The 12,955-nt window shown below is 47.8% G+C and carries 14 protein-coding genes; 9 read left to right on the forward strand and 5 right to left on the reverse strand.

The window, feature by feature from the left end:
- Positions 1-7 precede the first annotated feature (7 nt).
- Positions 8-931 (forward strand): glycosyl transferase family 90, encoded by a 924-nt coding sequence (locus tag AB0763_RS12070; protein WP_306102019.1) that lies wholly within the window; start codon positions 8-10, stop codon positions 929-931.
- 1 nt (position 932) lies between these two features.
- Here the strand turns inward: AB0763_RS12070 and mutM are convergent, their stop codons facing one another.
- From mutM to efp, 4 genes are all read right to left on the reverse strand, one after another.
- Positions 933-1,751: a bifunctional DNA-formamidopyrimidine glycosylase/DNA-(apurinic or apyrimidinic site) lyase gene (gene mutM / locus AB0763_RS12075; protein ID WP_306102020.1), complete on the reverse strand. Its 819-nt coding sequence runs from the start codon at positions 1,749-1,751 to the stop codon at positions 933-935.
- Positions 1,752-1,762: 11 nt separating this feature from the next.
- Positions 1,763-2,257, reverse strand: a complete 495-nt coding sequence (locus tag AB0763_RS12080; RefSeq protein WP_306102021.1) for a hypothetical protein — start codon at positions 2,255-2,257, stop codon at positions 1,763-1,765.
- Positions 2,258-2,283: 26 nt separating this feature from the next.
- A complete protein-coding gene (epmA, locus tag AB0763_RS12085; RefSeq protein WP_306102022.1) occupies positions 2,284-3,246 on the reverse strand; it encodes an elongation factor P--(R)-beta-lysine ligase in 963 nt (320 codons plus the stop codon).
- Between the two features lie 284 nt (positions 3,247-3,530).
- Positions 3,531-4,097 (reverse strand): elongation factor P, encoded by a 567-nt coding sequence (gene efp, locus AB0763_RS12090; RefSeq protein WP_306102023.1) that lies wholly within the window; start codon positions 4,095-4,097, stop codon positions 3,531-3,533.
- A gap of 33 nt (positions 4,098-4,130) precedes the next feature.
- On the opposite strand from efp, the gene epmB reads away from it, so the two are divergent.
- Positions 4,131-5,153: an EF-P beta-lysylation protein EpmB gene (epmB, locus tag AB0763_RS12095; protein ID WP_306102024.1), complete on the forward strand. Its 1,023-nt coding sequence runs from the start codon at positions 4,131-4,133 to the stop codon at positions 5,151-5,153.
- A 110-nt stretch (positions 5,154-5,263) separates the two neighbouring features.
- Positions 5,264-5,764: an MgtC/SapB family protein gene (locus tag AB0763_RS12100; protein ID WP_306102025.1), complete on the forward strand. Its 501-nt coding sequence runs from the start codon at positions 5,264-5,266 to the stop codon at positions 5,762-5,764.
- A gap of 14 nt (positions 5,765-5,778) precedes the next feature.
- Here the strand turns inward: AB0763_RS12100 and AB0763_RS12105 are convergent, their stop codons facing one another.
- Positions 5,779-7,203, reverse strand: a complete 1,425-nt coding sequence (locus tag AB0763_RS12105; protein WP_306102026.1) for an ATP-binding cassette domain-containing protein — start codon at positions 7,201-7,203, stop codon at positions 5,779-5,781.
- A 254-nt stretch (positions 7,204-7,457) separates the two neighbouring features.
- On the opposite strand from AB0763_RS12105, the gene yiaK reads away from it, so the two are divergent.
- The 6 genes from yiaK to AB0763_RS12135 all read left to right on the forward strand — a co-directional run bounded on the left by yiaK (position 7,458) and on the right by AB0763_RS12135 (position 12,940).
- Positions 7,458-8,459, forward strand: coding sequence for a 3-dehydro-L-gulonate 2-dehydrogenase (yiaK, locus tag AB0763_RS12110; protein WP_306102027.1), 1,002 nt, complete (start codon positions 7,458-7,460; stop codon positions 8,457-8,459).
- A gap of 19 nt (positions 8,460-8,478) precedes the next feature.
- A complete protein-coding gene (locus tag AB0763_RS12115; protein WP_306102028.1) occupies positions 8,479-9,063 on the forward strand; it encodes a TRAP transporter small permease in 585 nt (194 codons plus the stop codon).
- Positions 9,060-10,340: a TRAP transporter large permease gene (locus tag AB0763_RS12120; protein ID WP_306102029.1), complete on the forward strand. Its 1,281-nt coding sequence runs from the start codon at positions 9,060-9,062 to the stop codon at positions 10,338-10,340. The genes AB0763_RS12115 and AB0763_RS12120 overlap by 4 nt, the downstream gene beginning before the upstream one ends.
- 20 nt (positions 10,341-10,360) lie before the next feature.
- A complete protein-coding gene (locus AB0763_RS12125) occupies positions 10,361-11,332 on the forward strand; it encodes a DctP family TRAP transporter solute-binding subunit (RefSeq protein ID WP_306102030.1) in 972 nt (323 codons plus the stop codon).
- A gap of 62 nt (positions 11,333-11,394) precedes the next feature.
- Positions 11,395-12,105, forward strand: coding sequence for an L-ribulose-5-phosphate 4-epimerase (locus tag AB0763_RS12130; RefSeq protein WP_306102031.1), 711 nt, complete (start codon positions 11,395-11,397; stop codon positions 12,103-12,105).
- Positions 12,095-12,940, forward strand: coding sequence for a Cof-type HAD-IIB family hydrolase (locus tag AB0763_RS12135; RefSeq protein ID WP_306102032.1), 846 nt, complete (start codon positions 12,095-12,097; stop codon positions 12,938-12,940). The genes AB0763_RS12130 and AB0763_RS12135 overlap by 11 nt, the downstream gene beginning before the upstream one ends.
- Positions 12,941-12,955 lie beyond the last annotated feature (15 nt).

Raw genomic sequence — 12,955 nt, forward strand, 5'->3', positions numbered from 1 at the left:
ACATACCATGTTAAAGAAATTTAAATACTACTCCAAAAATACCATGATATGGCTACTTCCTAATGTGATAAGGAAGAACTGTGCAAAAAAAATTATCCGAGAGTACGTAAAATCCCCATGTGACTATGTAGAAGACCGCGTAAATTACTATTTAAAAATCAAACAGCCCTTTACTCTGCCAAAAGATAAGTCAACATCCGTAGCCAACTTCCAGAAGACAGGCGGGACGACATATTATTTTGATTTACATAAAGTTATCAAATGTTTTCCGAGCCATTACTCGTTTGCTTATCAAAACGGTGATGTCACTAAGATACCTCAAATACCGACGTTTTTAAAAAGTCGCCCCATCAATGATATCAATGACAATTCGGTATTACTAAAACTCAATGAAGTACGTCATTTTTGTTTTGTTACGGACAATAAACCTTTTTTTGAGAAAAAAGATCAAGTGGTATGGCGAGGTTTAGGTCGCAAGCCTCATAGAAAGTTATTACTAACAAAGTATTACGACCATCCTATGTGTGATGTAGGAAGAACAGCTCCAATTGAAGGTGAACCTTATGAAAAGGGGTTTATGAGTATCAAAGAGCAACTTGATTTTAAATTCATATTAGCCATTGAAGGCAATGACGTCGCAACCAACTTAAAATGGGCGATGTCATCAAACTCAGTCGTTATCATGACCAAACCCAAATTTGAAACTTGGTTCATGGAAGGGCGTTTAGAAGCCAACAAGCACTACATCGAGGTGAAAGATGATTACTCAGATCTCATCGATAAAATGGAGTATTACCTAAAACACCCAGACCAAGCTCAAAATATCATTAAAAATGCTCACCAATGGGTTGAACAATTCAAAGATAAAAAGCGAGAAAAGCTGATTTCATTGCTGGTCGCACATCGATATTTCGAACTGAACCAACAATAAACTAGGGCTCTAAGCGCTGACAATTCGGGCAATAAAAGGTGTTTCGCTGACCAATTTTTTCTGCCACTAACTCGGTAGAACACTGAGGGCAAGGCTCTCCCTCTTTGCCATACACTTGCAACTCTTGCGCAAAATACCCTGGCTTACCATCGGCTTGAGAAAAGTCTTTTAGCGTCGTGCCACCTTGTTTTATTGATTGCGCTAACGTTGCTTTAATCGAGGCAACCAAGGTTTGCCACTGCGCTGGTGTGACCTTTCCGGCTGGGGTTAATGGGTGAACTTGAGCGCTAAACAAAGACTCACTGGCATAGATATTACCGACCCCAACAACGTGCTGGTTATCCATAATAAAGCTTTTTACTGCCACTTTTTTATTTTTTGCCCGCTCAAGCATCCAGTCTGGTGAAAAGTCATCGGTAAGGGGCTCAGGACCTAACTTGGCCAATACCGAATGCTCTTGCCCGGGCGCCACCCATAACCACGCCCCAAAGCGCCTTGGGTCATTGAAACGCAACACCTTACCATTGGCTAAAATGACATCGACGTGATCGTGTTTGGCCGGGGTTAACAAGGCATCGAGTACCCGCAATGAGCCGGACATGCCCAAATGAACGATGGCGCTGCCTTTAGCCGTTTCAATCAATAAGTACTTAGCACGACGAGTCACTTGCGTCACTTGCTCGCCTTGTAAAAGAAACAGTTCTTGCGGGATCGGCCAGCGCAGTTTCTCAACCCGACAGTCAATTCGTTCAATTCTTTGACCAATAATATGAGGGCTGATCCCTAAGCGACTTACTTCAACTTCTGGTAATTCTGGCATTCGATTTAATCTTATTTAGGTGAAACACTCGGCAGTAAATAATCATCGTCTAAACTGATGGCGATCCACTGCTGTTGATAATTTTTGAGCAACCAAAATTGCGCAAAACGATATAAGGTAATTCGTTGTGGCTCTTCTTGGTGATCATACCAAACTTCGATCGTTTCCGGCGCGGGTAAATGCGCTTTTAATTGCCCCAGCATCTCGTCACTCACGACACTGCCTTTAACTTGTTGCCAACGCTCAACAAGCTCCTCACCTGGTACGTCTAGTGAGGGGGTTAATAACCACAGGCTACCCTGATACTTTAATGCCCACTCAAGGGTATTGATCTCCATCACCGCATCTTGTGGGTTCAGTAAGTAGACCGAGTCTGGCTGCGGCTCTGGTAATAAATAATTTTTAATGATGGTCGGTAGATTCAATAGCAGCATAAAAGCGATAACACCTAACATCATGTAATTATTCCAACGCCGCCGCTTCTGACGTGAATGTCGAGCTCTCATACTCACTCTCCTTATCGAGCTTTTGGTTAGCTGCGAGCAAACGGGAAAGCCGTCACCTCATCAATGTGCTCGCAATCAAGCGCGAGCATCAATAAACGATCCACCCCCAAAGCCACTCCAGCACAAGACGGCAAACCGTGTTCTAACGCTTCAATTAAATGATAGTCTATCGGTTGTTCAGCCAACCCCATTTGATGGCGTTTTTGATTGTCTTGCTCAAAGCGCTGTAATTGTTCTTGAGCATTGTCGAGCTCGTGAAACCCATTCGCAAGCTCAATGCCTTTAAAGTACACCTCAAACCGCTCAGCCACTCGACTGTCGCTGGCACTCACTTTGGCTAACGCTGCCTGAGACGCCGGAAAGTGATAGACAAACACCGGTCTAGATTGGCCAATTTTATCTTCAATCCCCACGCTAAACAGCAACTGTAATAAGGTATCGCGATCTTGCTCAGGCTCAGCGATGTCAGCCAAACCCAAGGATGCGGCAGCAGCTTTTAGCTCAGTCATCGACGCCGATAAAGGACAGACACCAAGCACCGACAAAAAAGCCTCTTGATACGTCATTCGTTCGGCGCATTCACTGCGCAGCGTCCGTTGTAACAGTTCGTCCATCTCGTTCATTAACTGGACATGATCAAAGCCAATCCGATACCACTCTAACATAGTAAATTCAGGGTTGTGATAACGACCGCTTTCTTCATTGCGAAACACTTTGCTGATTTGATAAATCGAACCACTGCCTGCGGCGAGTAAGCGCTTCATGTGAAATTCTGGGCTGGTCATTAAGTACAAAGCGCGCCCATCGGCGTAGCCAGGCCCGACAAAATGCGTGGCAAAAGTCTGCAAGTGCACATCCGTGACCGTGGCGTGACTTAAGGTTGGGGTATCGACTTCTAAAACCGCTCGTTGAGCAAAGAAATCTCGAATGTCAGCAAGAATTTTTGCCCGCTGTTTCAGTATCGCCATCGTTGCACTCGGAGCCCACATGATATTTTTCTTTCCTAAGTTCGTGATAAAAATAAGCGTCATCAATAGAGACAGATTGTAAAATTAACCCGACGCTCTGTCATCGTTATCTCATTATGATTTAGGGTTCGGTCAATGAAAACGCAAGGGCCTAAGTGATTATGCTACATGTCACTGTCTGCGATGTTATCGAGTGTTTAACCAACAGGAGGGAGGCAAGGTGTGGAAAATTCACAGACAAAAAGGAGCGCCGAAACGCTCCTTTTATTCATCATTAGCGACGCGCTATCGCCCCTGCTGAGACGTTATTTTACACGACCAACGTATTCAGCGCTGCGCGTGTCAATCTTGATGACTTCACCAATTTGAATGAACAAAGGAACGCGTACCACAGCACCGGTTGACAGCGTAGCAGGCTTACCGCCAGTCCCTTGTGTATCGCCTTTTAGGCCTGGGTCTGTCTCTGTGACTTCAAGCTCAACAAAGTTTGGTGGGGTGACCGCAATTGGGTTACCATTCCACAAAGTAAGCATGCAGGCGTTGTTTTCAACTAACCATTTTGCATTATCGCCGACCGCTTTGGCATCGGCAGCAATTTGCTCAAAGGTTTCGTTGTTCATAAAGTGATAAAATTCACCGTCTGAGTACAAGTAGTCAAGGTCGATGTCCATCACATCCGCCACTTCTACGGAGTCACCAGATTTAAAGGTTTTTTCTAACACTTTACCGCTCAGCAGTTTACGGATTTTAACGCGGTTAAACGCTTGACCCTTACCTGGTTTCACATACTCGTTTTCGAGAATGGCACAAGGCTCGTTATCAAGCATTATTTTGAGACCGCCTTTAAATTCATTCGTGCTAACAGTAGCCATGATTTCCTCTTACATTATTCCGAGTTAACGTTAATGACGCACATCATAACCCGAAAAGTTGATTCTGTTGAGCAAAACTGGCTCAAACAGCTGGCGAATGGGATATCTGATCCAAAAACTTTACTTGCCGCTTTAGATATCGATCCGACACCATGGCAAGATGGCTTTGCCGCTCGCCAATTATTTGCCCAGCGCGTCCCTTACAGTTTTGTCGAACGCATGGAACCCGGTAACCCTTATGATCCTTTGCTACGGCAGGTACTGCCACTGGCGGAAGAATTCATCATTGCCCCGGGGTATTCACAAGACCCGCTGCAAGAACAAGGCAATCAACAACCCGGACTGCTGCACAAATACCGCAATCGCGCCTTGCTGATTTTAAAAGGCGGCTGTGCCATCAACTGTCGCTACTGTTTTCGTCGTCATTTCCCCTATCAAGACAATAAAGGCAACAAAGCGGTGTGGCAGCAAAGTATCGACTACATTGCCGCTCACCCCGAACTCAATGAAGTGATTCTCTCGGGCGGCGATCCTTTGATGGCCAAAGACCAAGAGCTCGATTGGCTGCTGACTCAACTCGAAGCCATTCCACACCTCAAGCGGCTGCGCATTCACAGCCGCTTACCCGTGGTGATTCCCGATCGCGTGACCTCAGAGCTTTGCCAAAGGCTTGAGCAGAGTCGTTTCCAAGTGATTTTGGTTACCCATATTAACCACGCCAATGAAATCAGCCCTTATTTGGCGGCTCAATTACAGCGCCTAAAAGACGTTGGCGTCACCTTGTTAAACCAAGGGGTGATGTTAAAAGGCATTAATGACCAGGTCGACGACTTAGTCAACCTCAGCGAAAGCTTGTTTGATGCGGGGATTTTACCTTATTACATGCACGTGTTAGACAAGGTACAGGGCGCCAGTCACTTTTATATTGACGATGCGCAAGCGAAAGCATTGATGGCCGGATTAATGGCGCGGGTTTCTGGGTATTTGGTGCCCAAACTGACGCGAGAAATTGCCGGTCGCCACAGTAAAACCCCGCTGGATTTACACCTAGAATAACGGTTTAATTTATCGTCATGAACAAAATTTTTTGTTCGCATTATGACCTAATAATCCGGATACTTCGCGCATTTCACCCTCAGAAACAACAACCTAATTAAAGATTGAGAATGGCGATGACTGTGCGCGAATTTTTAGATATTACCCCTTTTGACTGGTGGGCATTGTTGTGCTGCGCCGCGACAGGCCTGATGATCGGATTGGAAAGGCAAACAAGGGGCAAACCGGTGGGGATTCGCACGTCGATCTTGATTGTCTCGGGGACCTACTTTTTCATGACCCTCGCCATGACCTTATCGCAAACCAGTTTGGATCACGCCCGTGTGTTGGGTCAGATCATTACTGGCGTGGGCTTTTTAGGCGCCGGTGTCATGATGACCCAAGAAGGAAAAATACACGGCGTGACCTCCGCGGCCATCATTTGGTTACTCGCCGCCCTGGGTATCATGATTGGCCTTGGCTATTTACGCCATGTGATCCTGTTTACCCTATTGGCCTTGCTGGTTTTACTCGGTGTCGACCGGGCGGAGAACCGGCTGAAAATTTTGCGCCGCGGCGTTCATCAAAAAATTGAGCAACGCCGTTTGCGTCGACGTCAGCTCAATCCTTAACCCTCAACCTGCTTTTATTGATGGTGGATGTCCAATCGATAGCCACCATCAGGCTGCTCAACAAAGTCGATAAAGTGCTTAATCGCGCTTAGGCTGTCGTCTTGATAATGAGTCACGTACAAGATCTGACAAATATGAGACTGAGCAATGTTTTCCAATGCGGCCATGACTAAGTGACGACTCAAGCGATCCAGTCCTTGATACGGCTCGTCCAGAATGAGTAATGCCGGATGCTTAATCAAGGCTCTGGCGATCAACAATAAACGCTGCTGACCATAGTCGAGTTGGCGAAACGCCACCTTCTCTAGCCCTTCCATCCCCAGCGCCACTAACCATTGCTTCGCTTGCTGACGCTGCTTTAACGTCGTCTGTTCATACACGCCAATCGAATCAAAATATCCCGATAACACCACCGCAAGTGCCGAGCAATTGACTCGGTATTGCAAATGCAGCGACGAAGAGACAATACCAATGCGCTGTTTGACTTGCCAAATGCTCTCACCCTGTCCGCGCTTAAAGCCTAACACCTCAATATCATTACAATAACACTGTGGATGATCGCCAGTGATCAGACTTAATAACGTGCTTTTTCCGCAGCCATTCGGGCCGCGAATTTGCCAGTGCTCACCAGGGCGCAATTGCCAGTCGAAATGCTTAAAAATGACCTTATCGAAATACTCGACGCTCACTTGATTAAACACCACTCTTGGATTAGGCAAATCCTGATGCTGCTCGGGTTTTGCTAAGGCGATTAGATCACTAGGGTCTTGCTCTGACAGGGCAATAAGGTGTTTATAAACCGGATTGGTTGACCACGGGCGCTCAAACAATGCCGGTTTTTGCCAGCGGATATCTAAACAAGCCACCTTGTCTAACCATTCGGGCAACTCTTCTGGCCGCGAAGACAAAATCACCAGCTGGCAACGCTCGCGGATTTGCTCAAGGCGGGAGGCAAACTGCGCTCGATGGGCCACATCCATCCCAGCGTAGGGCTCGTCTAAAATCAAGCGCTGAGGCCGCTCGGCCAAGGCTTTCGCCAGCATCAAGCGGCGAGTTTCCCCTGTCGACAACTGACGAAAAGGCCGCTGTAGTAACGGGGCTAAATCCGTCAGTGCCACCACGTCATCAAATAAGGCCTCATCACACCCTGTCTCTTTGACAATCGCCTCAACCGATGAGCCGTAATCAATACGGTCCAAAAAGTCGGTATCGTCTTTGGCGATTTCTTGTTCCAACAATTGTTGTTGCTGCTTGAGAGAGACCACACTTTGGGTTAACGCACTGTGTTGTTGCCAATACTCAATTAATGCGTCAGAAAGGGTTGAATGGGACACCAACACGCCCCAGTGCTGATCGTTGCCAAGTGACCATTGACTGAGATCGAGTCTGCCGTGTGAATGAGTGAGCCAAGAAGAGGAGGATACTTGTTCTACGTCCATGTTGCTGCTCTGTTTGAGGTTCTAGCCTTTCATCATAACGAAACAACATCGCACTGCAAATCACGACATTCTCCCTTGTTATATTGCACTCATCATCGACCTTATTATTTCACAGCGTAAATTTAACATTTTAGTCACAAATAGGCATGGTTTTGTTAAAAGTTTGCACTTGATCAAAAAACAGACAGCGCAAAAATGCCATATTATGGAACACACGCTCATGAAAATTCCGCAATACGGAATATGGAGAAAAAATGGCACTTGTATCCCTCGATAAATTACACGCTGAATATCAACGTATCTTGCTTAAACGCGGTATGGATCAAAATGATGCCAATAGACTGGCCCAAGGCTTTGTCGATATGGCCAATGAAGGCATCTACTCACACGGTATCAACCGCTTTCCCGTTTTTATTAGCCAAGTCGACCAGGGTCAAATTGACCTGCATGCCAAACCGGAATGCGTCAATCAAATCGGTGCCTTGGAGCAATGGGACTGCCACTTTGGGCCTGGGGTATTAAACGGCCTTGTCTGTGCCGACCGCGCCATGGCATTAGCCAAACAAAACGGCATTGGAATGGTCGCAATGAAAAACTCCAACCACTGGATGCGCGGCGGAGCCTACGTCTTGAAAATGGCGCGTGAGGGTTTTATCGGCATTGGCGCCACTAACTCAACAGCGGTCATGCCGGCTTGGGGCGGCAAGGATCATCGCATTGGCTCCAATCCCTTAGTGATGGCGATTGCCGGCGAGCCGCCGATGCTGGTTGATTGCTCGATGAGTCAATACTCTTACGGCCAATTGCAAAATCACGTCCTTGCCGACAAGCCCCTCGCGGTTATCGGTGGTTACGATGATCAAGGCCAACTGACGACCGACCCGCATACGCTATGGCAAAACAAACGCATTTTACCGATGGGGTTTTGGAAAGGCTCTTCGATGTCGATCATCCTCGATATGATGCTGACTGCTTTATCCGACGGGTTTTCCGTCCCCGCTTTAACCGAAGATCAAAAAGGCGAGTTTGGCGTATCGCAATTTTTGATCGCCATCGACATCAGCAAAACCATACAAGCGGAGAAATTTGGCCCTGAGATGCAGCGCATACGCGATTACGTTTTGGCTTCTGAGCCGGCGGAAGAAGGCCACATCAGTATTGCGGGTTCCAATATTCAACGCTTTATTGACCAACACAAGGCCGCGGGTGGCATCGAGATACACGATGAGATTTGGAGTCAAATCATCGCACTCTAATGACCAGGGGAGAAACACCATGATCAAATCGATTTCTTTATGGGTATGGCGTGTTATCGATGTCACGATGGCGGTGATTTTAGCGGCGATGATCGCTTTAGTGTTTGCCAACGTGGTTTTGCGTTACGGCTTTTCTTCAGGCTTGCGGCCTTCGGTAGAGTTGTCTCGTCTTGGCCTAGTGTGGGTGGTCATGCTCGGGGCAGCCGTGATGCTGAGAAACGATGAACACTTAGCCGTAAAAGAATTTGCGCAGCGCTTCTTCCCCAAATTGGTGCCTTTATTAACTCGCCTCGCTTGGTTAGTCATTCTCGCTGCCGCCTTGATGCTCGGCCAAGGTTGTTACCGACAAATGATGGCCAACTGGGCCGACATTTCCCCGCTGACGGGACTGCCCTCGGCGCTTTTTTATCTCGCTGGTTTCATTTCGGCCATTTTGATGGTCTTGGTCTCGGCATGCGAAACCCTTAGCCCCAGTTCACTTAAAACAGCGCCAGACGTCGAATCCCTCGACCAGGACGGCGACCCCGTAATAACCGATACCACACCCATTTCCTCGATCCCAAGCGAGATCAAAAAAGAAGCGCCTAAAGGAGATTCACTATGACGCTGTTGTTATTTTTGGCTGTGCTCATTATATCCATTTTATTGGGATTACCGGTTGCTTTTGCTCTGCTACTGGCTTCGTTCGCCTTGATGGTACAAATGAACTTTTTCAGCGTCGACATTATTGCTCAATCGCTGATCAATGGGGTGGATAGCTTTACACTTCTCGCTATCCCCTTCTTTTTAGTTGCTGGCGAAGTCATGGCTTCTGGTGGCTTATCGAAGCGCATTGTCAATTTGGCCAGTGCCTATGTCGGACATCGCAAAGGCGGTTTAGGCTATGTCGCGATTTTAACGTCAATTTTACTTGCGGGGCTCTCTGGTTCTGCTGTTGCTGATGCCGCTGCACTGGTCAGTATTCTCTACCCTATGATGAAAGCCGCCGACTACCCCAAAGCGCCATCGATGGGACTGCTGGCCGCCGGTGGTATTATCGCTCCCGTCATTCCGCCTTCGATTCCCTTGATTATTGTTGGGGTTGCAGGTGGTATTTCAATCAAGAACCTCTTCCTTGGCGGCATCATTCCCGGTTTACTCATGGGGATGGCCTTGATGTTGGTCTGGCGCTTAACGATTCGTCGCAGTGATCTACCGGTCAACGAAAGAGCGACCAAAGCCGAAAAAAGAGCCGCACTCAAAGAAGGCTCTTGGGCCTTGTTATTGCCTATCTTAATTGTCGTCGGCATTCGCTTTGGTATTTTTACTCCAACAGAAGCCGCCGTTGTCGCCGCCGTCTACGCCATTGTAATTTCAAAGTTTGTCTATCGCGAGCTGACGCTGACCGGTTTTTACGACATCTTAAAAAATGCCGGCCGCTCTACCGCCATGGTGATGTTCCTGGTCGGTTGTGCCATGGTCGCCGCATGGCTCATCACAGTGGCGCAACTGCCGCAACAACTGGCAGAGCTGCTCGGCCCTCTCGTCGATAGCCCACGCTTGCTCATGGCTGTCATCATGGTGTTGGTGCTCTGTGTCGGCATGGTCATGGATCTCAGCCCGACGATTTTAATCCTAGTTCCGCTGTTAATGCCGGTGGTCAAAATGGCAGGGATAGACCCAGTCTATTTTGGCTTACTGTTTGTGATCAACTGCTCTATCGGTCTGATTACCCCTCCCGTTGGCACCGTACTCAATGTCGTTTGCGGCGTGACTCGAGTGCCGATGTCTACCGCTGTCAAAGGCGTTTTACCCTTTATTTTTGCATACTTGGTACTGCTGGCGTTGTTTGTCATCTTCCCAGGTATCATCACTGTACCAATGTCTTGGATCATTGGTTAAGTCACCCAAGGAGAATAACAATGAAACCCCTACACACTCTTATCGGCCTGACTTCATTACTGGTTGTTTCTACCTCTGCTATGGCACAGACAACACTTAAGCTTGCCCATGCCGCACCCGAGTCAGATTTACAGCAAAACCTGTCTCTGTTGTTCAAGCAAGAAGTAGAAAAACAGTCTAATGGCGACCTCAAAGTCAATATTTACCCACAAGGTCAATTGGGCAATGACAAACAAATGATCGATGGTACCCGGGCGGGCATTATTGACATCACTATGGTAGGTCTAAACAACTATTCCGGTTTAATCCCCGACGCCGCGGCTTTTACCTTGCCATTTATCTTCCCCAACCGACAAGTGGCCTATAAAGCACTCGACGGTAAACCTGGGCAAGAAATCTTTACTGAGATGGAAAAATTCAACCTAAAAGGATTGGGCTATCCAGAAAGTGGCTATCGTAACATTACGAATAATAAGCACCCTATTCGCACGCCAGACGATGTCAAAGGCCTGCAAATGCGCGTCAATGGCTCCAAAGCCCTCAATGACATGTTCAATATTTTAGGTGCAAATCCACAACAACTCCCCGTGGCTGAGCTGTATACCGCTCTTGAAACCGGTGTGGTTGACTCACAAGACCACCCGATTGGTGTAACTTTGTCCTTTAAATTCAACGAAGTCCAAAAATACCTCAGCTTAACCCAACACGCTTACTCGCCTTTAGTTGTCACCATGAACCTTAGAAAGTTCAACGGTTTGGATGAGAAAGAACAAAAAATCATTCTTGATGCGGCCAAAAAAGCGGTCGAGGCACAGCGTCAGATGAGTATCGAAAAAGAAGACAGTATGATCGACGAATTGTCGTCACTGGGCATGGAAGTGAACCGCGATGTCGACAGCCAAGCCTTCCAACAGGCCGTGAAACCAGTGTGGGATAACTACATCAAAGAGCACGGCGATCACATGATCAAAATGATCGAAGCAGAAAAATAACCCAACGCCCGCTCAGAGACTGAGCGGGGATTCTCCCTGTTGTATCATGTAAGGCATTCATTATGTATCAAGAACTCAAACAACGCGTATTAACCGCCAACTTAGCTTTACCTGAGTATGGATTAGTCACTTTTACTTGGGGCAATGTCTCTGAAATCGATCGAGAGTTGGGGGTTATTGCCATTAAACCCTCTGGCGTTGAGTACAAAGCCATGACGGTAGACGACATTGTAGTCCTCGACCTCGAGGGCAATATTCTCGAAGGCCACCTCAATCCATCAAGCGATACCGCCACCCACCTTGAACTGTACAAGGCCTTTCAAGACATCGGCGGCGTAGTCCATACCCACTCGCGCAACGCCACAATTTGGGCGCAAGCCGGTCACGATATTCCCGCATTAGGCACCACACACGCCGATTACTTTTATGGCGATGTCCCTTGTACTCGCCAATTGAGCGATGAAGAAATTCGTCAAGATTATGAGAAAAATACCGGCTTAGTCATTATTGAAACCTTCGAGAAACGTCATTTGGACCCCGCGTCCATGCCAGGGGCAATCATTGCTGGTCACGCGCCTTTTGTATGGGGGAAAAACGCCAAAGAAGCGGTTCACAATGCCGTGGTGATGGAAGAGATTGCCGCGATGGCCACTGCCACTCGCGTGCTCAACCCTGGGGTCAAAATCAATACCGAACTGCTCAATAAACACTATCTGCGCAAACACGGCAAAGACGCTTATTACGGTCAAAAAGGAAATCAGGATGAGCACTGAACACAGTAACAACCGACCTTGGTTAGCGCTGGATTTAGACGGTACAGTGCTCAATCGAGATCACCAGATAAGCCCCGAGTTGTTGGCCGCTATCCAAGCCATTGCTCGTGACTATCTGGTGTTGATTGTCACCGGCAGGCACCATGTTGCAGCCCTGCCTTATTACCAAGCGCTTGGACTGGAAACACCAATGATTTGCTGTAATGGCAGCTATTTATACGATGTACAGCAAGGCGCTTTTATCGAGCCCAAACCGATTGGCCAAGCCATTGCTGAGCGCTTTCTAGAACAGTTGCTCGATGCTCAATTGCGACCGGTATTGTACAACCAAGACGGCATGTGGTTTTTGCAACACAATCCGCCCCACTACATTCGCGAGCTGGTTGATTGGACTTTGCAGTTTCCCGCGCAACATCGTCCCTTGGTGCAAGCCTGTGATGACCTTGTTCAAAAGCTTGAGTCGAGCCAATACGTGTGGAAATTGGTGGTCGAAGGCGACAATCTCGACCCCGTAAGTCAAGACCCCTGGGTGATGGAGAACCTTAACGGCGAACGTTCCTGGCACAACCGGATCGATTTCGCTGCCCCCGGTAACAGCAAAGGGCATGCGCTCACGCAATTTGCGCAGCAACAGCAATTGGACCTAACCCAATTGACCACGGTTGGTGACAACCACAATGACCTGTCCATGTTTGCCATTTCTGGACGTAGTATCGCAATGCGCAATGCCGAACCTGCCGTGCAAAAAGCCGCCACTGAGGTCAGTGCGTTTGATCACCATCACCCAACGGGGCTCGCAGAGCGCTTACAAGCCTTGTTTCCAACAGCGAATTGACCCTCACCAAGAGCA

Source organism: Vibrio sp. HB236076 (genome assembly GCF_040957575.1).
Lineage (GTDB): Bacteria > Pseudomonadota > Gammaproteobacteria > Enterobacterales > Vibrionaceae > Vibrio.

Excerpts from the sequence above, each read along its gene's own strand:
- AB0763_RS12070 (WP_306102019.1), top strand. The coding sequence starts at position 8 with ATGTTAAAGAAATTTAAATACTACTCCAAAAATACCATGATATGGCTA.
- AB0763_RS12105 (WP_306102026.1), bottom strand. The coding sequence starts at position 7,203 with ATGGACGTAGAACAAGTATCCTCCTCTTCTTGGCTCACTCATTCACAC.
- yiaK (WP_306102027.1), top strand. The coding sequence starts at position 7,458 with ATGGCACTTGTATCCCTCGATAAATTACACGCTGAATATCAACGTATC.
- AB0763_RS12115 (WP_306102028.1), top strand. The coding sequence starts at position 8,479 with ATGATCAAATCGATTTCTTTATGGGTATGGCGTGTTATCGATGTCACG.
- efp (WP_306102023.1), bottom strand. The coding sequence starts at position 4,097 with ATGGCTACTGTTAGCACGAATGAATTTAAAGGCGGTCTCAAAATAATG.
- AB0763_RS12120 (WP_306102029.1), top strand. The coding sequence starts at position 9,060 with ATGACGCTGTTGTTATTTTTGGCTGTGCTCATTATATCCATTTTATTG.
- AB0763_RS12080 (WP_306102021.1), bottom strand. The coding sequence starts at position 2,257 with ATGAGAGCTCGACATTCACGTCAGAAGCGGCGGCGTTGGAATAATTAC.
- AB0763_RS12100 (WP_306102025.1), top strand. The coding sequence starts at position 5,264 with ATGGCGATGACTGTGCGCGAATTTTTAGATATTACCCCTTTTGACTGG.
- AB0763_RS12135 (WP_306102032.1), top strand. The coding sequence starts at position 12,095 with ATGAGCACTGAACACAGTAACAACCGACCTTGGTTAGCGCTGGATTTA.
- epmA (WP_306102022.1), bottom strand. The coding sequence starts at position 3,246 with ATGTGGGCTCCGAGTGCAACGATGGCGATACTGAAACAGCGGGCAAAA.
- AB0763_RS12130 (WP_306102031.1), top strand. The coding sequence starts at position 11,395 with ATGTATCAAGAACTCAAACAACGCGTATTAACCGCCAACTTAGCTTTA.
- AB0763_RS12125 (WP_306102030.1), top strand. The coding sequence starts at position 10,361 with ATGAAACCCCTACACACTCTTATCGGCCTGACTTCATTACTGGTTGTT.
- mutM (WP_306102020.1), bottom strand. The coding sequence starts at position 1,751 with ATGCCAGAATTACCAGAAGTTGAAGTAAGTCGCTTAGGGATCAGCCCT.
- epmB (WP_306102024.1), top strand. The coding sequence starts at position 4,131 with ATGACGCACATCATAACCCGAAAAGTTGATTCTGTTGAGCAAAACTGG.